The 18,255-nt window shown below is 62.5% G+C and carries 12 protein-coding genes; 3 read left to right on the forward strand and 9 right to left on the reverse strand.

Annotation, left to right across the window (positions count from 1 at the left end; translation table 11 throughout):
- Positions 1–8 precede the first annotated feature (8 nt).
- The 8 genes from glgB to ATY79_RS27070 all read right to left on the reverse strand — a co-directional run bounded on the left by glgB (position 9) and on the right by ATY79_RS27070 (position 15,100).
- Complete coding sequence (gene glgB / locus ATY79_RS27035) at positions 9–2,216, reverse strand: 1,4-alpha-glucan branching protein GlgB (protein ID WP_088705443.1); 2,208 nt, start codon at positions 2,214–2,216, stop codon at positions 9–11.
- A complete protein-coding gene (locus ATY79_RS27040) occupies positions 2,213–4,675 on the reverse strand; it encodes a glycogen/starch/alpha-glucan phosphorylase (protein WP_088692092.1) in 2,463 nt (820 codons plus the stop codon). The genes glgB and ATY79_RS27040 overlap by 4 nt, the downstream gene beginning before the upstream one ends.
- Positions 4,676–4,946: 271 nt before the next feature.
- Positions 4,947–6,125 (reverse strand): TadE/TadG family type IV pilus assembly protein, encoded by a 1,179-nt coding sequence (locus tag ATY79_RS27045; protein WP_088692091.1) that lies wholly within the window; start codon positions 6,123–6,125, stop codon positions 4,947–4,949.
- 172 nt (positions 6,126–6,297) lie between these two features.
- Positions 6,298–7,185 carry a transglutaminase family protein gene (locus tag ATY79_RS27050; protein ID WP_088692090.1) on the reverse strand — a complete coding sequence of 296 codons (888 nt, stop codon included), beginning with the start codon at positions 7,183–7,185 and terminating at the stop codon, positions 6,298–6,300.
- Positions 7,182–9,599, reverse strand: a complete 2,418-nt coding sequence (locus ATY79_RS27055) for a circularly permuted type 2 ATP-grasp protein (protein ID WP_088692089.1) — start codon at positions 9,597–9,599, stop codon at positions 7,182–7,184. The genes ATY79_RS27050 and ATY79_RS27055 overlap by 4 nt, the downstream gene beginning before the upstream one ends.
- A 13-nt stretch (positions 9,600–9,612) precedes the next feature.
- Positions 9,613–12,933: a transglutaminase family protein gene (locus ATY79_RS27060; RefSeq protein ID WP_088692088.1), complete on the reverse strand. Its 3,321-nt coding sequence runs from the start codon at positions 12,931–12,933 to the stop codon at positions 9,613–9,615.
- A gap of 110 nt (positions 12,934–13,043) precedes the next feature.
- Positions 13,044–14,426, reverse strand: coding sequence for a sensor histidine kinase (locus tag ATY79_RS27065; protein ID WP_088705444.1), 1,383 nt, complete (start codon positions 14,424–14,426; stop codon positions 13,044–13,046).
- Complete coding sequence (locus tag ATY79_RS27070; protein ID WP_088692086.1) at positions 14,423–15,100, reverse strand: response regulator transcription factor; 678 nt, start codon at positions 15,098–15,100, stop codon at positions 14,423–14,425. Before ATY79_RS27070 ends, ATY79_RS27065 begins: the two co-directional genes overlap by 4 nt.
- Before the next feature lie 151 nt (positions 15,101–15,251).
- On the opposite strand from ATY79_RS27070, the gene ATY79_RS27075 reads away from it, so the two are divergent.
- Positions 15,252–16,316 (forward strand): ABC transporter substrate-binding protein, encoded by a 1,065-nt coding sequence (locus ATY79_RS27075; RefSeq protein WP_088692085.1) that lies wholly within the window; start codon positions 15,252–15,254, stop codon positions 16,314–16,316.
- 12 nt (positions 16,317–16,328) lie between these two features.
- Here the strand turns inward: ATY79_RS27075 and ATY79_RS27080 are convergent, their stop codons facing one another.
- On the reverse strand, positions 16,329–16,517 hold the full coding sequence (locus tag ATY79_RS27080) for a hypothetical protein (RefSeq protein ID WP_088692084.1): 189 nt from the start codon (positions 16,515–16,517) through the stop codon (positions 16,329–16,331).
- Between the two features lie 304 nt (positions 16,518–16,821).
- Between ATY79_RS27080 and ATY79_RS27085 the strand changes: the two genes are divergently transcribed.
- Both ATY79_RS27085 and ATY79_RS27090 read left to right on the forward strand, forming a co-directional pair.
- Positions 16,822–17,766: a tripartite tricarboxylate transporter substrate binding protein gene (locus ATY79_RS27085; RefSeq protein WP_088692222.1), complete on the forward strand. Its 945-nt coding sequence runs from the start codon at positions 16,822–16,824 to the stop codon at positions 17,764–17,766.
- Entirely contained in the window at positions 17,763–18,254 is a 492-nt protein-coding gene (locus ATY79_RS27090) for a tripartite tricarboxylate transporter TctB family protein (protein WP_088692083.1), read from the forward strand. The genes ATY79_RS27085 and ATY79_RS27090 overlap by 4 nt, the downstream gene beginning before the upstream one ends.
- The last annotated feature ends 1 nt before the right edge of the window (position 18,255 follow it).

Below are 18,255 nucleotides of genomic sequence, written 5' to 3' on the forward strand. Positions count from 1 at the left end.
ACCAGTCTTCAGTTCTCAGGTTCAAGCATGATCGTCGCCAGAGGCGGCAAGGTGATTGATGCGGCGATGTTGCCGCCGGCGTTGACGGCCTGGACGCGGCCGCCATTGCCCTTGCCGCTGCCGCCGTAGATGTCGGCATCGGTATTCAGGATCTCGCGCCACCGCCCCTCGGTCGGCAGGCGGACGGAATAATTCTCGCGATAAACAGGCGTCAGATTGCAGATGACGGCAACCGGCTTTTCGCCCGGTGCCTTGCGGATCCAGGCGAGGACGGAATTTTCGTGGTCGTCGGCGATCAGCCATTCGAAGCCGTCGCCCTCGCAGTCGCGGGCGTGCAGGGCCGGCTTGCTGCGATAGGTGAAGTTGAGGTCACGCACCAGCCGGCGCATTCCCTCGTGCATGCGGTACTGCAGCAGGTTCCAATCGAGCGACTTCGCCTCGCTCCATTCGGCCCATTGCGCGAATTCCTGGCCCATGAAAAGCAGCTTCTTGCCAGGGTAACCCCACATGAAGGCGTAGTAGGCACGCAGGTTTGCGAACTTCTGCCAATCGTCGCCCGGCATCTTGGCGATCAGCGAGCCCTTTCCGTGCACCACCTCGTCATGCGAGAGCGGCAGCACGAAGTTTTCCGAGTAGGCGTAGAGCAGGCCGAAGGTCAGCTCGTTATGGTGATGCTTGCGGTGCACGGGATCGCGGCTCATGTAGGAGAGCGTGTCGTGCATGAAGCCCATGTTCCACTTGAAGCCGAAGCCGAGGCCGCCTTCGTGCACCGGCTGCGACACCTTCGGCCAGGAGGTCGATTCCTCGGCGATGGTCATGACGCCGGGATGCTCTGCGTAGATGCGGGTATTCATGTTCTGCAGGAAGCGGACCGCTTCCAGGTTCTCGTTGCCGCCGTACTCGTTCGGGATCCATTCGCCGTGCTTGCGGGAATAATCGAGGTAGAGCATCGAGGCGACGGCATCGACACGCAGGCCATCGAGATGGAACTTCTCGGCCCAATAGAGTGCATTGTTGACGAGGTAGGAGACGACTTCGGTGCGCCCGAAATTGTAGATCGCCGTATTCCAGTCCGGGTGGAAGCCCTGGCGTGGATCGGCATGCTCGTAGAGCGCCGTGCCGTCGAACCAGCCGAGGCCGTGTTCGTCAGTCGGGAAATGGGCGGGCACCCAATCGAGGATGACGCCGATGCCCACCTTGTGGCAGCCGTTGACGAAACGGGCGAAACCCTCAGGCTCGCCGAAGCGGGCGGTCGGGGCATAGAGCCCGGTCGTCTGGTATCCCCAGGACGGATCGTAGGGATGCTCGGTAATCGGCAGGAACTCGATATGGGTGAAGCCCATATCGACGCAATAGGGGATCAACCGCGAGGCCAGCTCGTCCCAGGAGAGGAACGAGCCGTCGTCACGACGCTGCCAGGAGCCGGCATGAACCTCGTAGATCGAGATCGGCTGACGGCGCTTGTCGGTTTCGCTCCAGTGCTTCAGATGCGCTTCGTCGTCCCACTCCTGCAGCAGTTCTGAGGCCGCGACCGAGGCAGTCTTCGGCCGCAGCTCGCTGCGGCGGGCAAATGGGTCGGCCTTCAGCGGTAGAAGAACGCTATCGTGACCGCGGATTTCAAACTTATAGGCCACCCCGGTCGGGACATCGGGTGCAAAGATCTCCCAGATGCCGGCGCTGGAGCGGAAGCGCATCACATGGCGACGACCGTCCCAGCCGTTGAAATCGCCGACGACGGAGACGCGCTGTGCGTTCGGCGCCCATACGGCAAAATGGATGCCCTGCGCGCCCTCGTGCTTGATCCAGTGCGCACCCATCTTGTCGAAGAGGCGCAGGTGCGAGCCTTCCCGCACGTAATAGTCATCCATCGGGCCGAGGACCGGTCCGAAGCTGTAAGGGTCGGTCACCGCCCATTCGGCATCACCGCGCCGGGCGCGATAGCGAACCGGCACTTGCTTGTTGACAGAGACGGACCCGGCAAAGAAGCCGTCCGGGTGCTGCTGCTCCAGTTCGCCGATGACGCTACCATCGAGCGCCATCGCCGTTACCTCTTCGGCGCCCGGAATGAAGCACCGGGCGACGTAGGCGCTGCCTGATTTGTGAACGCCGAGAACGGCGAATGGGTTGGAATGCGAGCCTGAAAGGATTGCCGCTATCTCGTCTGCCGAAATCTCCCAGGGAAGTCTGACTTCAGGGGTGGCTTTCGGCGTCTTCATCCGGCTCTCCAGATTTCCTTGGCATATTGCCGTATCGTGCGGTCAGACGAGAACCAGCCCATCCGCGCCGTGTTGCAGATCGCCTTCGCGTTCCACGCTGATGGATCGGCCCAGAGCTGGTCGACATCGCGCTGGGCCTGCGCATAGGCATCGAAATCCGCCGCGACCATGAACCAGTCATGGGCATAGATGCCCTCGATCAACGCCGCGTATCGGTTTCGATCATCGTGCGAGAAGACACCGGAACTGATCGCCTGGAGCGCCTGAGACAGTTCACGCGACGCCTCTATGATGGCGCGGGGATTGTGGCCGTCGGCACGGGCGGCGGCGACTTCGTCGGCGCGCAGACCGAAGATGATGATGTTGTCCTCGCCGACATGATCGCGCATTTCGACATTGGCACCGTCGAGCGTTCCGATCGTCAGGGCGCCGTTGAGCGCAAACTTCATGTTGCCGGTGCCCGAGGCTTCCATGCCAGCCGTCGAGATCTGTTCGGACAGGTCGGCGGCGGGCACCATGACTTCGGCCAGCGAGACGTTGTAGTTTGGTACGAACACGACCTTCAAGAGACCGCGGACGGCCGGATCGTTGTTGATGGTGCGGGCGACGTCGTTGATCAGCTTGATGATCAGCTTGGCATTGTGATAGCTCGGCGCCGCCTTGCCGGCGAAGAGTTTGACGCGCGGCACCCAGTCCAATTCAGGATGCGAGCGTATCTGGTCGTAGAGGGCGACGGCCTCGATAATGTTGAGCAGCTGGCGCTTGTATTCGTGGATACGCTTGATCTGGATATCGAACATTGCCGACGGATCGAGCTTGATGCCCATGCGGCTGGCGACAAGATTGGACAAGGCCACCTTGTTGTCACGCTTAATCGCAGCAAACTTCTCCTGGAAGCTCGCATCGTTTGCGAACCTGTCGAGGGGCTTCAGCTTTTCGGCATCGTCAAGGAAGTCGTCGCCGATCGTCTCGCGGATCAGCGAGGTCAGGCCGGGATTGCATTGCTGCAACCAGCGGCGCGGCGTGATGCCGTTCGTCTTGTTGTTGATGCGGTCGGGATAAAGCTTGTGCAGGTCGGCAAACACCGTGACCTTCATCAGGTCGGTGTGCAATGACGAAACGCCGTTGATCGAATGGGCGCCGACGAAGGCAAGATTGCCCATGCGAACCCGGCGTTCGCCGCTTTCCTCGATCAGCGAAATCGAGCGGATTTCGGTTTCGGAGAATGTCTTGGTCTTGCGCGCTTCGAGCAGCACCTTGGCGTTGATCGCGTAGATGATCTGCATATGGCGCGGCAGCAGGCGCTCGAAGAGCGGGATCGGCCAGCTTTCCAACGCTTCGGGAAGGAGCGTGTGGTTGGTGTAGCCGATCGTGCCGCGGGTGATGTCCCAGGCCTGGTCGAAGTCGAGGCCGTGAACATCGCACAGCAGACGCATCAGTTCGGCGACGGAGACGGCCGGATGCGTATCGTTCAGCTGGATCGCCACCTTGTCGGGCAGCGAAGTGAAGTCATCGTATTGCTGCAGGTGACGGCGCAGGATGTCCTGCAGCGACGCGGAGGAGAAAAAGAACTCCTGGCGCAGGCGCAGCTCCTGGCCGGCCGGCGTCGCATCGGCCGGGTAGAGAACGCGCGTCAGGCTTTCCGCCTTGTTGCTTTCGCGCAGCGCGCCGATATGGTCGCCGGCGTTGAAGGCATCGAGCAGGATCGGATCGATCGGCTGCGCCGACCAGAGGCGCAGTGTGTTGACGCGCTTGCCGCGCCAACCGACGACTGGCGTATCGAAGGCCGCGGCAATCACCCGCTCGGCTGGTTTCCACACATAGCGCGGCTCGCCCTCGGGATTGTTGACGACATCGACCGTGCCGCCGAAGCCGATTTCGTAGGCGCTTTCGCGACGCTCGAATTCCCAGGGGTTGCCGTGCGCCAGCCAGCTCTCCGGCAGCTCGACCTGCCAGCCGTCGGCGAGCTGCTGGCGGAAGAGGCCGTGTACATAACGGATGCCGTAGCCATAGGCCGGCACCTCAACGGTCGCCATGCTTTCCATGAAACAGGCAGCGAGACGGCCGAGGCCGCCATTGCCGAGGGCGGCATCGGGCTCGAGGCCAGCGATGACGGCCACATCGACGCCGAGCGAGGCGAGTGCGTCGCGAACCTGTTCCATCAGATTAAGGTTCGAGATGGCATCGCGCATCAGGCGGCCGATGAGGAATTCCAGCGAGAGGTAGTAGACGCGCTTGTCGCCGGTCGCATAGACCCTGCGGGTCGATTCCATCCACTTGTCGATGATGCGGTCACGCACGACGAGGATCGTGGCAGTCAGCCAGTCATGAGGCTTGGCGACCTTCGCATCCTTGCCGATGCGGTAGGTCAAACGCTCAATGATTTCTTCAGCGAGAATTTCCGGCTTGGAACTGCGGGGGGCGGGGGAGGGGATGGTCGGTTTCGAAACGGTGTTCATCGTCAGTCCTCGCCAATTCTGTTCTGTTTCAGTGCTTTATGCCAATTTCAATCGGTTTACCGCGCACTAAAGACGCAGTTTATGCATCGTTACAACGCACTTGCAACAAGGGAATTACCCAAACGAAAAAATTGACGAGGCTCGACGTTCCATTGCGGAAAGAGCTTGATTTCAATCGGTTTTCCGATTTTGATACGCGCGTTTTTGCAAGCAAACGAAAAGCCGCTCCGGTTTGTTCCGGAGCGGCTTGTTGCTTGAGATAGTCTAGAGATCAGTTGATCAGGCGCGTCGTCTGGTCGGAAGCTTTTGCGCCGATCTCTTTAAAGGCAGCGAGAAGATCGGACATGCTTTCTGCCTTGAAGTAGTGGTTGTCATCCGTCGCGCAATACTTCAGCAGCGCCTGGCCGTTCTCAGGCGCCATGAAGGCGACCGTGTAGATCTCAATGCCATCACCCTTCGCTTTATCGCACGTGCCCTTCGTCAACGTGTCATAGGAGCGGCCGCCTGACGGATCATCGTTGTTGTCACCGTCCGTCATGAAGACAATATATTTCTTGGGCGTCTGGCCGGTTTTCGCCTGATGCAGAGCGTTTTCGCTGTCGTTGCCGGCGTTGTTTTTCGCGATCAACGAGTTATAAGCCATGCTCACCGCGCCGCTGGAATTCGTGCCGTTGGCCGCCGAGAGCGCGTTGACATAGGTCGTGACGGCACTGGTTCCCCAGGCGAGCTTGGTTTCCGGATACGTAATGAGATCGTAGGAGACCGCACCCGTGCGGGAATAGATGTGCGTTGGGTCGGCCTTGTCGAGTTCTGCCGTCAAGTTACCGACCGCGAGCTTCAAGGCTGCAATTTTAGTGTAGTAGGCTGTGCACGTCTTATTGTGGTTTTTACCGCAGGTATAGGTGTAGGACGTCGTTGTGTAGTCGCCCATCGAGCCCGATTTATCGAGAGCCAGGAATATCGAAACTGAACCCTGCTTCTCGGAATAGCCGCTTGCTGTTTGGCTTGACGTAGCGATGTTGGCAGTCTGGAAGCCGATGACCCGCGCAAGGCCGCTGAGTTGCATGCTGTAAGACGATGAGACGTTCACGCTGTAGCTCGCAGCACTCCCGGACGTTGTCTTGGTCGCTGTGGCCGTTGTGGCGGCCCGGAGTGCGGTCGTGTCGCTAATGAAGTTTGCCATCTGACCGGCAACGAAATCCTTCGCGAACGCAGAGGCAGTCGTTGTGTCGATCTTTCCCTCGGCAAGGGCGGAGGCGGTGGCAAGTGCCGCCGCGTCGGAGGCTTCCTGTAACTGATGCTTCGCCAACGCAGCGTTGGTTACGTCAACCGCGACCGCGCCGGCTCCTATTGCGATCGGTAGCAGGATCGCAGTAACCATCCCGAAATTGCCATGCCGATCCTTCTGCAGCCGAGACAGGCTCGACTTCAGCGATTGAAAGGTGCTCATCATGTTCACCTGAGTTAAGTGCCCCAATAATGCCTAATTCATGCCCGGCAATTGTTGAGCTCGCCTTTATCGGATCGTTAAGATTCTAGCGGAATGTCGCTTTCTTGTGCGCAGCCTCAATGAAAAATGCCCTCTTTGAGGGATTTTTGACATTGATGCAGCTATAGAATGTTCACCCCAGCGGGACGACGTCTACCGCCTGGACGGCGCGTTGGCCGCCGTAGCTCTTCAAGACACCGATGACCGGGGCGACGTCGGCGTAGTCGCGGCCATAGGCGACGACGATGTGGTCGGTGCCGGCCGGGATGTTGTTCGTCGGGTCGAGTTCGACCCAACCGATCGTTTCGCCGCACCAGACCCTGACCCAGGCGTGCATGGCGTCGGCGCCCTCCAGCCGTTCCTTGCCGGGCGGCGGGATGGTGCGCAGGAAGCCGGAGACATAGCCTGCCGGAATGCCGAGACTGCGGAGTGCAAGGATCATGACATGGGCGAAGTCCTGGCAGACGCCGCTCTTCAACTGGAAGGCCTCAAGCGGCGTCGTATCGACGGTCGTCGCTTCGGCATCGTACTTGAAATCCCGGTGGATTTTCGCGCAAAGCGCAGTGGCGATCTGCAGCACGGTCAATGACGCTTCGGCGCAGGCCTTCGCATAGTCCGAAATGGCGCGCGTTTCCAGCAGGCGAGGGCTGTTGCCGAGAAAGTGGTGCGGGGCATCGGGCTTCAGCGACCAGACGCCAGCAATCTCATCCGGCAACTTCGCAAGCACTGGCGAAAAATCCGCCGCGATCGAATGGCTCTCCACCTGCACGCGGGCCTGCATGCGGATATCAAGCTTTTCGTGCGGCGCGCGCAACATGAAGGAAGTCGCGGGATGCTCGAAGAAATCCACAAAGTGGGCCTGTTCGTCCGGCGTTGGCGAAACCTTGATGGAGCCGGCGATCAGCCGCTGACGATCTGGCAGAGACAATGGCATCAGCCGCATGATGTGGCGGGCACCGGAGGCCGGGGTGTCGTAGATGTAGCCCATGTGCAGGGAGAGATCGTAGAGCACCTGAGTCACCCGAGATATGTTTGGGCAAGAAGGTCGGACAGTTGTTCCAACTCGCGTTCGAGACGGCGATAGACATCGACGCTCATCGTCTCCGGCGTCATCACCGCAAGACCTGCGTGGAGCCGCATTGCTTCGCGGTAGAAGGGCGACATCTGGCCGTTGACGAGCGCGTTCGGCAATTGCTCCACCTCGCGATGGATCTCGTTCATCTGGAAGAGGATCGAGCGCGGGTTGAGTGGATCTAGCGCCAGAAGATCGGTGACCGTCAGGCGGGCAGTGTTGACGTTGTAGCGACGGCGATGGGTCATGACGCTGTCGCCGATCTCCAGCAGCATGTCGAGCGCGCCGTCGGGGGCGTCCGGTCCCGACATGTGGCCGAGCAGCCGCGTCATGTGCAGGCCGCGCTCGATATGGCGGCCGAGCGACAGGAACCGCCAGCCCATGAAGCGATACATATTTTCGTGCACCAGACCTGCGAAACCCGCGAGCTTGCGCAGCAGGATCGTCATCGCATGGCTTGCGTCGTCGCCCGGTGAGACCGTCGCGTGGAAACGCCGCGCCGTCTTGGCGAGATCGGTCAGCGCCAGCCAACCGTCGGGTGAAAAGCGGTCGCGGATGTTGCTGGCGGAATAGACGGCGCTGTCGATGTTGCGCAGCAGCGTGTCCGGCACCGCGTCCTTGGTGTCGATATCGACGGCTGTCAGATAGGCCGTCACGTCGGCCAGTAGCGGCTGGCTCGGATCGGCGGCCTCGGCGAAGCGGGCGTGCCAGGCGCGCAGGATGCGCAGTGCCCCTTCGGCGCGTTCGATGTAGCGGCCAAGCCAGAAGAGGTTGTCGGCGGCGCGGCTCGGCAGGCTGCCCGGCATGTTGCGGGTGAAGCTGCCTTCGGCCGGCAGCAGCGTGTGCCGCTCCACCGGCTTGTCGCTGACAATCCAGACGTCGGCGGCCGCACCGCCAGACTGCATGGCGATGGCCGCCACGTCGTCGCTGCCGCCGATGCGGGCAAAGCCGCCGGGCATGATCTGCCAGCCATTGGCCGTGCGAGCCGCGAAGACGCGCAGCGACATCGGCCGTGGCGTCAGCTTGCCGTCGATCCAGGCGGGCGTTGTCGAAAGCGTCACGACTTCCTGGCCGACGAGCTTTGTGCCGTCGGAATTCAGCCAGTCGGCGATCGAGTCTTTGGCGGTGGCGCGCAGGCTCGAGCCGAGCACGGATTCACCGCTGTCATCGAAGAAGGGCGCGCGCGAATAAGCCGGGCCGATCACCATCTTCCCGATGTTCTTTGCGACATGTTCGCGCTCGCCTTTCTGGCCGCACCACCAGGTCGCGATCGAGGGGAGCTTCAGTTCTTCGCCGAACAGGCGGCGACAGATGGTCGGCATGAAGGCGAGAAGCGCGCGGGTCTCGATGATGCCGCTGCCGAGCGCGTTGACGATGGTGACGCTTTCGGCGCGCAATGCTTCCACGAGGCCGGGCGTGCCGATGTGCGAATTCTGGTTCAGTTCGAGCGGGTCGGCATAGGCGGAATCGAGGCGGCGCCAGAGAACGGTCATCGGCTTCAGGCCCGAAACGGTGCGCACCATCACCTTGCCGTTGACGACCGTCAGGTCCTCGCCCTCGAGCAGCATGAAGCCGAGGTAGCGGGCGATATAGGCGTGTTCGTAATAGGTCTCGTTGGCGGGGCCGGGGGTCAGGACGGCGATGCGGTCGTCGCCGCTGTGCTTCATGCCTTGCAGCGCGTCACGGAAGGCGCCGAAGAAGGAGGCCAGGCGATGAACCGGGGTCTCGGCATAGATGTCGGAGAAGGCGCGGGTCGTTGCGACGCGGTTCTCGAGCGCGAAACCAGCGCCCGACGGAGCCTGGGTGCGGTCGGCCAGCACCCACCAGTTGCCGTCCGGGCCGCGGCCGATCTCGAAGGCGCAGAAATGCAGATAATGACCGCCCGCGGGAGTGACGCCAACGAGTGGACGCTGGTACTCCGGATTGGCGGCGATGAGTGCGGGTGGCAGGACGCCGTCTGCGACCAGCCGGTTCTGACCGTAGATGTCGGCAACAATCGCCTCAAGCAGGTCGGCGCGCTGTACGAGGCCGGCCGACAGCGCTTCCCATTCGCGGGCGTGGATCAGGACGGGCACATGCGAAAGCGGCCAGGAGCGCTCGGCGCTGCCGGTGCTGCCATAGGCGCGATAAAACACGCCGGCATCGCGGAGATAGCGATCGGCGCGAGCGAAGCGCTCGGTCAGGTCCTTTTCGGGCATGCCGCTCAGATGCGCGAAGAAACGCTGCCAGACCGGACGGATGGCGCCGTTGGTATCGACCATTTCGTCGGCCACGCCAGGCAGCGGGGCGTAGCTGAGCACCGCATCGTTGCCGGTGCGGTTGCGTGGTGCTTCCCTCAGTTCTGCCGTCGGTTTTTTGCCCATTTCGCCCTAACGTCTAGATTCCCACCGGCCTGCGAAGATCGAGCGTCAGCGGGAATTCCGGCGAAGCTGTCTCCGTGCGCGGGATATAGCCGCCCGATGTATGCCCCCACGGCTCGAATCGCGCCAGACGCCTTGCTTCCGCTTCGTTACCATTGACCGGGAAGGTGTCATAGTTACGCCCGCCCGGATGGGCAACATGATAGATGCAGCCGCCGATCGAACGCTTCGACCATGTATCATAAATGTCGAAGGTCAGCGGCGTGTTGACCGGCAGAAGCGGGTGCAATCCCGACGCCGGCTGCCATGCCTTGAAGCGGACGCCGGCGACCGAGACGCCCGCCGTTCCCGTCGGCGTCAACGGCACGGTGCGGCCGTTGCAGGTGACGGTGTAGCGGGAGGCGTTACTGGTCTCGAGCCGCACCTGCAGGCGCTCGACGGAGCTGTCGACATAGCGCACGGTGCCGCCGATCGCACCTTCTTCGCCCATGACGTTCCAGGGTTCCAGCGCCTGGCGAAGCTCCAGCTTGGAGCCCTCGTATTCGACTTCGCCGCAGAAGGGGAAGCGGAATTCGAGCTGCGCCTTGAACCATTCCGGGCTGAGGCCGAAGCCGTTCTGCTTGAGATCGGCGAGCACGTCGAGGAAGTCGTGCCAGACGAAGTGCGGCAGCATGAAACGGTCGTGCAGGGTCGTGCCCCAGCGCACGAAGCGGCCGTCGGCCGGGTTCTGCCAGAAGCGGGCGATGAGGGCGCGGACCAGCAATTGCTGGGCGAGCGACATGCGCGAATTCGGCGGCATCTCGAAGCCGCGGAACTCGACAAGTCCCAAGCGACCGGTCGGGCCGTCGGGCGAGAACAGCTTGTCGATGCAAATCTCGGCGCGGTGGGTGTTGCCGGTGACGTCGATCAGGAGATTGCGGAACAGGCGGTCGGTGATCCACGGCAGCGGTGTTAGGCCCCGGCCCGGTGCGGGGATCTGGGCGAGCGCCGTTTCCAGCTCGTAGAGGCTGTCGTGGCGGGCCTCGTCGATGCGTGGCGCCTGGCTGGTCGGGCCGATGAACATGCCTGAAAACATGTAGGAGAGCGACGGATGGCGCTGCCAGTGCAGCACTAGGCTCTTCAACAGATCGGGACGGCGCAGGAACGGGCTGTCGCCGGGATTGGCGCCGCCGACGACCACGTGGTTGCCGCCGCCAGTGCCGGTGTGGCGCCCGTCGATCATGAACTTGTCGGCGCCGAGCCGCGACTGGCGCGCCTCTTCGTAGACAGCCGTGGTGATCGCGACGCAGTCCTGCCAGTTGGAGGCGGGATGGATGTTGACCTCGATGACGCCGGGGTCGGGGGCGACGCGGATGACGTTGATGCGCTCGTCCTGCGGCGGCGAATAGCCTTCGATATGGACGGGCAGGCCGAGTTCGGCGGCGGCGTTTTCGGCCGCCGCGATCAGCTCGAGATAATCCTCGATGCGCTCGACCGGGGGCATGAAGACGCAAAGCCGGCCGTCGCGCGGCTCGACCGAAATTGCGGTGCGCACGGCGCCGCCGATTTCGCCAATGGTCTGCTCGACGCGGTCCTGGCCGGTCTCGTCGCGGTGGCGCGAGGCTTCCGGCATGGCGCGGCCTGATGGCACGAAGACATCGGGCAGGGGCCTGCGCGGGATGGAGGGGTCGGCCGGGTGGATATAGGGAAAGCGCGCCGGCGGCACGTAGGGCAGGGTGCCGAGCGGCAGGCGGTAGCCGACGGGACTGTCGCCGGGCACGAGGAAGATCTTGCCGCGGCGGGTCTTCCACCGCTCGCTGACCCAGCGCTTGCCGGATGCCCTGGCGTTCCAGGCCTGGACGGGGAGGATATAGCCTGTTGGTACCGTCAGGCCGCGTTCGAAGACGCGGGCGATGCGGCTGCGCTCTTCCGGGTCCTTCAGCTTCGAGTTCGAGGGATCGACATTATCTGGCAGGCTTCCTTCCTTGAGGATCCATTCGGCCGGATCCTCATAGGCGGGCAGCACCATGTCCGTTTCGATCGCTAGTTCCCGGGCGATGGCATTCAACAGGTTGGCAGCATCGTCGGCCTTTACGCCGGTGTCCTTGCCCTCATCGGCGATCAGATCCGGATTCCGCCAGATCGGCTTGCCGTCCTTGCGCCAGTACAGCGAGAAGGTCCAGCGCGGCAGGCTTTCGCCCGGATACCACTTGCCCTGACCGTAATGCAGGAAGCCGCCGGGCGCGAAGCGTTCGCGTAGCTTACGGATCAGCACGTCGGCCTTCTCGCGCTTGGTCGGGCCGACGGCTGCGGTGTTCCACTCCTCGGATTCGAAGTCGTCGATGGAGACGAAGGTCGGCTCGCCGCCCATGGTGAGCCTGACATCCTCGGCCTCCAGGATGCGGTCGACCTTGAGGCCGAGTTCGTTGAGCTCGTGCCAGCTGTCATCGGAAAAAGGCTTGGTGATGCGCGGGTGCTCCGCGACGCGCGCGACCTTCATGTCGAAGGCGAATTCGGTGTTGGCGTGGCCGTAGAGGGCGCCGGAGATGGGGGCGGCGTTGCGATGGTGCGGGGTGGCGGCGAGCGGGATGTGGCTTTCGCCGGTCAATAGGCCGGAGGTCGGGTCGAGGCCGATCCAGCCGGCGCCGGGGATATAGACCTCGCACCAGGCGTGGAGGTCGGTGAAATCGACCTCGGTGCCGGAGGGACCGTCGAGCGCTTTCAGATCGGGCGTCAACTGGATGAGATAGCCGGAGACGAAGCGGGCGGCGAAGCCGAGATTGCGGAGGATCTCGACCAGCAGCCAGCTCGAATCGCGACAGGAGCCGAGCGCCAGCTTCAGCGTCTCTTCCGGCGTCTGCACGCCGGGTTCCATGCGGATGACGTACTCGACGTCGTTCTTCAGCCGGGCATTGAGACCGACGATGAAATCGGTGGTGCGCATCGGGGTGCGGTCTATGCCTGAGAGATAGGCTGCCAGCGCCGGCTCCACCAGCTGCGGCAGCATGTAGATCTTCAGGTCGTCCCTGATCTCCTCGGGATAGGAGAAGGGCCACATTTCGGCGCTCTCCTCGATGAAGAAATCGAAGGGATTGTAGACCGTCATGTCGGCGACGAGATCGACCTCGATCTTGAACTCGGTCACCGGGTCGGGGAAGACGTAGCGGGCAAGGTAATTGCCGTAGGGATCCTGCTGCAGGTTCACGAAATGGTTCGACGGCGAGACCTTCAGCGAATGGCTGATCACCCGCGTCTTCGAATGCGAAGCGGGCTTGAGGCGGATGATCTGGGGTCCGAGGCGGACCGGCTTGTCGTATTTGTAATGCGTCAGATGATAGATGCTGGCTTTGATCGACATGTATTGCCTTGTCCGCTGCCGTATCGTTGACGGCATTTGCTGTTCCCGGGTGGCAGTGTGTGCAATGCAGCGAAAGAATGCAAGGCGGTTTGGCCAAGCCGGCTAAGCCTTTACGCAACCTTCGTAAAGGTCACGGAGGCTTTGAGGCCTCTACCGTCCATGCCGGGCTCCAGCGTCAGCGCCGCGTTGAAGAGACCAGCGATCTCTTCGACAATCGGCAGGCCGAGCCCGGCCCCCGGCGCACCCGAATCGCTGCCGCGTGAAAAGCGTCGCCGCACGGCGGCCAGCTTCTCCGCTGGAATGCCCGGCCCATTGTCCTCGACTTCGAGGCGGACGGCCTCATCCGTTTCAACTATCCGCACCGTCACCTCCGCACCCTTGCCGGCATAGGCGATGGCGTTTCCGGCAAGGTTGCGCAACAGCTCGCCGATCAGCAGCGGCTCGGCGCGGATGAAGGCAGGGCGGTTGCCTTCGAAACCGAGATCGATGCCCGCCTCGGCGGCCGCCGGGATGAGCTCCCCGGTGATGTCCTGGGCGATGGCCGTCAGGTCGATCGAGGAGGCGGTCAGCGCCTCCTTCGCTGTTGCCGCATCGATCTTCGCCATCAGTAGCAATTGCGCGAGAATGCGTTCGGCATGGGCGACGGCCTGATCACCCTTCAGGGCGGAGCCCTGCGCTTCTGCCAGTGTGTCTGATCGGGCCGACAGCGCGAGCTGCGTGCGGATGATCGCAAGCGGCGTGCGCAGCTGGTGGCTGGCGTTGCCGGTGAAGTTGCGAAGCGCATCCAGCGCCGATTCCAGACGCACCATGAAGCCGTTCACCGTATCGACCAGCGGTTGGACCTCGCTTGGCACGGATTGTTCGATCGGGTGGAGGTCGTCGGGGCTCCGCTCGCCGATCGCATCGCGCAGCTTGTAGAGCGGGCGGAGGGCCACGGTGACCGAGATCCAGACAATGACGGCGGCGCCCGCGATCATGAAGGAGAGGCGGAGTGCGGAGCGGAAGAGGATGGCGCGGGCCAGTTGGCGGCGGGCAATCGTAGTCTCCGCGACGGTGACGGCGAAGGGGACCGAGCGGATGCCGGTCGAGGCTGAGCGTTTCAGTGTCGCCACCCGGATCGGTTCGCCGCGAAAGGTGTCGTCGGCAAAGGCGGCGGTGTCGCCGACGGTTTCCGCAAGCACGGGCAGCGCCTGGTAGCCGGTGATGAATTTCCCCGGCGGTCCGTCGACGCGATAGAAGACCCGGTCCTGCGCGGCCGAGGTCAGCATTTCAAGCGCCACATAGGGGATATCGACCTCGAGCGTGCCGTCTTCGGCCACGACGACGCGTTCGGCGATGGCGAGCGCCGAGCCTGCCAGCACGCGGTCCGAGACGATGTTGGAGGTCTGCACGGCTTCCCGATAGGTGTCCGCGAGCGCGACCATGCCGATGATGGCAGTCGAGATCAGCAGCCAGAACAGGAGCCTTCGTCGGAGCGAATAGGCCGTCGTCATGAGGCCTCGGGCAGCTTGTCGAGATAGTAGCCGATGCCGCGCGCGGTCTTCACCGTCAGGCCGTAGGGCGACAGGCGTTTTCTGAGGCGGCTGACATACTGCTCGATGGCATTGGCCGAAATGTCGTCGTCGAAGGCCGTCAGCGACTGGATGATTGCCTCCTTGGCGACGACCTTGCCGGCGCGCATGAAGAGGATTTCCAGAAGGCCAAGCTCGCGGGCGGGGATGTCGAGCGGCGTCGAGCCTGCGGAGAAAGCGCGTGAATTGAGATCGAGCGAGAGGCCGCCGAAACTGACAGTCGCCGAATGCAGCCCGGCCTGGCGGCGCAGGAGGACGCGCACGCGCGCCTCGAACTCAGAAATGTCAAAGGGCTTGATGAGGTAGTCATCGGCGCCGAGATCAAGGCCCTTCACCCGCTCCTCTGGTGCGCCGCGCGCCGTCAGGATGAGGACGGCCGATTGGTTCTGCCGGCCCCGCATGCCGCGCAGCACTTCGAGGCCGTCCATCTCCGGCAGGTTCAGGTCGAGCACGACGAGATCGAAATTCTCAGCCGCCGTCACAGCATTGGCCGAGGCACCGTCATGCACGACGTCAACGGCATGGCCGGTGCCGCGCAGGATCGCCGAAAGCCCGTCGGCCAGCGCGATATTGTCCTCCACCAGTAGAATGCGCACGGATGTTCCCTTGATTTTTGAAAAGGATACAGGGCGGTGAGGCCGATGTCATAGCGATTTTTCGGTTTGGCAGCGTACCAGCCGCTGTGGCCGGAAACGGGACTGGCGCGCTCGACTTGCTGGATCGCGGCTGCTGGTGCATTGTCGTGCAATGAGGAGTGTTCTTTTCCTGTTGGTGTCTCTCTGTCCCGCATTGGCGACAGCGGACGAGGTGTTTTATCCTGCGCGTTCCGGCAGTGCCGAAGCTCCGACGCTGGTTGTCTATTCATCGCTCGATGAGCCCCTGGCACAGCCGATGATCCGCGGATTTCAGAAGGCCAATCCCGATGTGGCGGTCAAGTACGAGGACATGCTGACCGGGGAAATCTACGACCGCATCGTGCGCGAGACCGATGCCGGCAAGCGCACCGCCGATTTCGCCTTTTCCTCGGCGATGGACCTGCAGGTGAAGCTCTCCAACGACGGTTACGCGCAGGTCAGCAACCTGCCGATGAGCGCCCGCTGGCCGAAATGGGCCAACTGGCGCAATACCGCCTATGCACTGACCTTCGAGCCGGCGGTTTTCGTCTATCACAGGCCGAGTTTCGTGAAGGAGCCGCCGCCGAGTTCGCGCGCCGAATTCGTCGATTACCTCAAGCGCAAGGGCGATGCGGTCCATGGCCGGATCGGCACCTACGACATCGAACGTTCCGGCGTCGGCTTCCTGTTCATGGCGCGTGACCAGGAGCAGTTCGGGGATATCTGGTCCGTCATCGGCGCCATGGGCGCAGCCGGGGTCAAGCTCTATTCGACCAGCTCGGCCATTCTGGAGCGCGTGTCCGACGGCCGTTTCGTTCTCGGCTACAACATCCTCGGCTCCTATGCCGCCGATTGGGCCAAACGCCAGCCGGATGTGGGGATTGTCCTGCCAAAGGACTATACCGTCGTGATGTCGCGCATTGGCCTCGTGCCGCAGGCGGCGGGCGAGCCGGAACTCGGGCGCCGCTACCTCTCCTTCTTCATGTCGAAGGAGGGGCAGACGATCATGGCGCGCGAGCTGCAAATTCCGGCTGTCAGCCCTGAGGTCGCCGGTGAGAACACAGCCAACACGATGCAGGAGCTGCTGGGCGCGCAATTGCGGCCGGTCCCCGTCAGCCCCGGACTGATGGTCTACCTGGATCAGGTGAAGCGCGCGAGGTTGATCGCGCACTGGAACGAGGTCCTGCGGACACAATAAAAATCGTGGTAGTTACCGGAAAAGGCAGGGCCGCTGGGCGTTCGACAGCAATTCCTGCTTCGTCGCGAACGATCCGAAAAGCACGAGGAGCCGCTTCTCCTCCTTCTTGTCCAACCGGTGGCGACGCGCAAATTCACGCACGCTCCACACTTGTCGTAAGCCCTCATGTTCGATTTGCTTGGTATCGATGTGAGAACTCATGGCCCAATCCTCCTTATCTCGCTAAACGCGGCGATGGCAGACAAGTTCCCGCAGCGGTCGAAGTTTTTCGCCGAGTGCAATTGCGGCAAAAAAGTGTCCTTCGGGGTGGATACTCCGCGGATGTCAGCTAAATGACAGCTTATCGTGGTCCGCTTTGTAGAACTTCAGCTCCGTGGAGGCGGAGAGGTGAAGTTTCGGGAAGAGCTTGCCGGCCATACCGGACCTATGTCCGTCTGCGGTGTTCTTCCCGATTCCATCGAGAACAATGCGCGGTTTCTCAGCCGTGCCCACGGAGGACACACTCGTGAAGCATACTCTTCTTGCAAGCATTTTCGCGGCCGCGATCGCGTTGCCGGCCTATGCCGCCGACTACACCATCATGGCGCCGGCCGCTCCTGGCGGCGGTTGGGATCAGACTGCTCGCTCGCTGCAGACCGTCATGCAGAAGGAAGGCATCTCAGGCAACATTCAGGTTCAGAACGTTCCAGGCGCCGGCGGCACCATTGGTCTCGCCCAGTTTGCCGGTCAGAACAGCGGCAACCCTAACGCACTGATCGTTGGCGGCTATGTCATGGTCGGCGCGATCCTGACGAACCAGTCGCCGGTTACCCTCAAAGACGTCACGCCGATCGCCCGTCTCACGGGCGAATACGAGGCGATCGTCGTTCCGGCTTCATCCGACATCAAGACGATGGCCGATCTCGTCGCAAAGCTGAAGCAGGATCCGGGTGCCGTTTCCTGGGGTGGCGGCTCGGCCGGCGGCACCGACCACATCGCGGTCGGCCTGATCGCGAAGGCAGCCGGGGTCGATCCGACGAAGATCAACTATGTTGCTTTTTCCGGCGGCGGCGAAGCACTGGCTGCCATTCTCGGCGGACAGGTGACGGCGGGCATTTCTGGTTACGGCGAGTTTGAATCGCAGGTCAAAGCCGGCCAGCTGCGCCTGCTTGCCGTGTCAAGCGATCACCGCATCGAGGGCGTCGATGCGCCGACGCTGAAGGAATCCGGACTCGATGTCGCCGTGCAGAACTGGCGTATGGTGGCTGCCGCTCCAGGGCTTTCGGCCGAACAGACCGCAGCGATCACCGCTGACTTCGACAAGGTCTCGAAGTCCGCCGGCTGGCAGGAAGTCCTGAAGACCAAGGGTTGGGCCGATACCTACCTCGCCGGCGACGCCTTCAAGGCGCAGCTCGAAAAGGATGTTGCTGCGACTGAAGGCATCCTCAAAGAGATCGGACTTGTTAAATGAGCGAGGGTAACGAACCCCTGGCAACGAAGCGCCGCCCCGACTGGGCGGCGCTGATCATTGCCCTCTGTCTTTTCGCCGTGGCCGCGGTCATGCTCTGGGACGTTTCTCACATGAAGGCGGTCGCGCAATACGCGCGCATCGGTCCTGCGACCGTTCCGACGGCGGTTGCGCTCGGCCTGATCGCACTTGGGATCTGGACGGCGTTCGAAGCCTGGCATGGCGATTTTCCCGAACGTGAGCATCAGGAAATCGCGCCGGTCATATGGGTCGTCGCCGGCCTTGCAGGGCAAATGCTGCTCCTGAAGACGGCCGGCTTTTCGATTGCCACCGGCGTTCTCTTCGCACTCACGGCGCGTGGCTTCGGACTGCGCAAGCTTTGGCTATCGTTGCCTGCCGGTATCGCCCTCAGCTTCGTCGTCTGGGTCATCTTCTCGCAGCTTCTGCAGCTCTTGTTGCCTGCCGGTCTGCTGGAGAGGCTCTTCTTCTAGG

This window comes from Rhizobium sp. R693 (genome assembly GCF_002211315.1).
Lineage (GTDB): Bacteria > Pseudomonadota > Alphaproteobacteria > Rhizobiales > Rhizobiaceae > Rhizobium.

Bases quoted from the DNA above. Each gene is read 5' to 3' on its own strand.
- ATY79_RS27045 (WP_088692091.1), bottom strand. From the start codon at position 6,125: ATGAGCACCTTTCAATCGCTGAAGTCGAGCCTGTCTCGGCTGCAGAAG.
- ATY79_RS27080 (WP_088692084.1), bottom strand. From the start codon at position 16,517: ATGAGTTCTCACATCGATACCAAGCAAATCGAACATGAGGGCTTACGA.
- ATY79_RS27040 (WP_088692092.1), bottom strand. From the start codon at position 4,675: ATGAACACCGTTTCGAAACCGACCATCCCCTCCCCCGCCCCCCGCAGT.
- glgB (WP_088705443.1), bottom strand. From the start codon at position 2,216: ATGAAGACGCCGAAAGCCACCCCTGAAGTCAGACTTCCCTGGGAGATT.
- ATY79_RS27055 (WP_088692089.1), bottom strand. From the start codon at position 9,599: ATGGGCAAAAAACCGACGGCAGAACTGAGGGAAGCACCACGCAACCGC.
- ATY79_RS27090 (WP_088692083.1), top strand. From the start codon at position 17,763: ATGAGCGAGGGTAACGAACCCCTGGCAACGAAGCGCCGCCCCGACTGG.
- ATY79_RS27060 (WP_088692088.1), bottom strand. From the start codon at position 12,933: ATGTCGATCAAAGCCAGCATCTATCATCTGACGCATTACAAATACGAC.
- ATY79_RS27065 (WP_088705444.1), bottom strand. From the start codon at position 14,426: ATGACGACGGCCTATTCGCTCCGACGAAGGCTCCTGTTCTGGCTGCTG.
- ATY79_RS27075 (WP_088692085.1), top strand. From the start codon at position 15,252: ATGAGGAGTGTTCTTTTCCTGTTGGTGTCTCTCTGTCCCGCATTGGCG.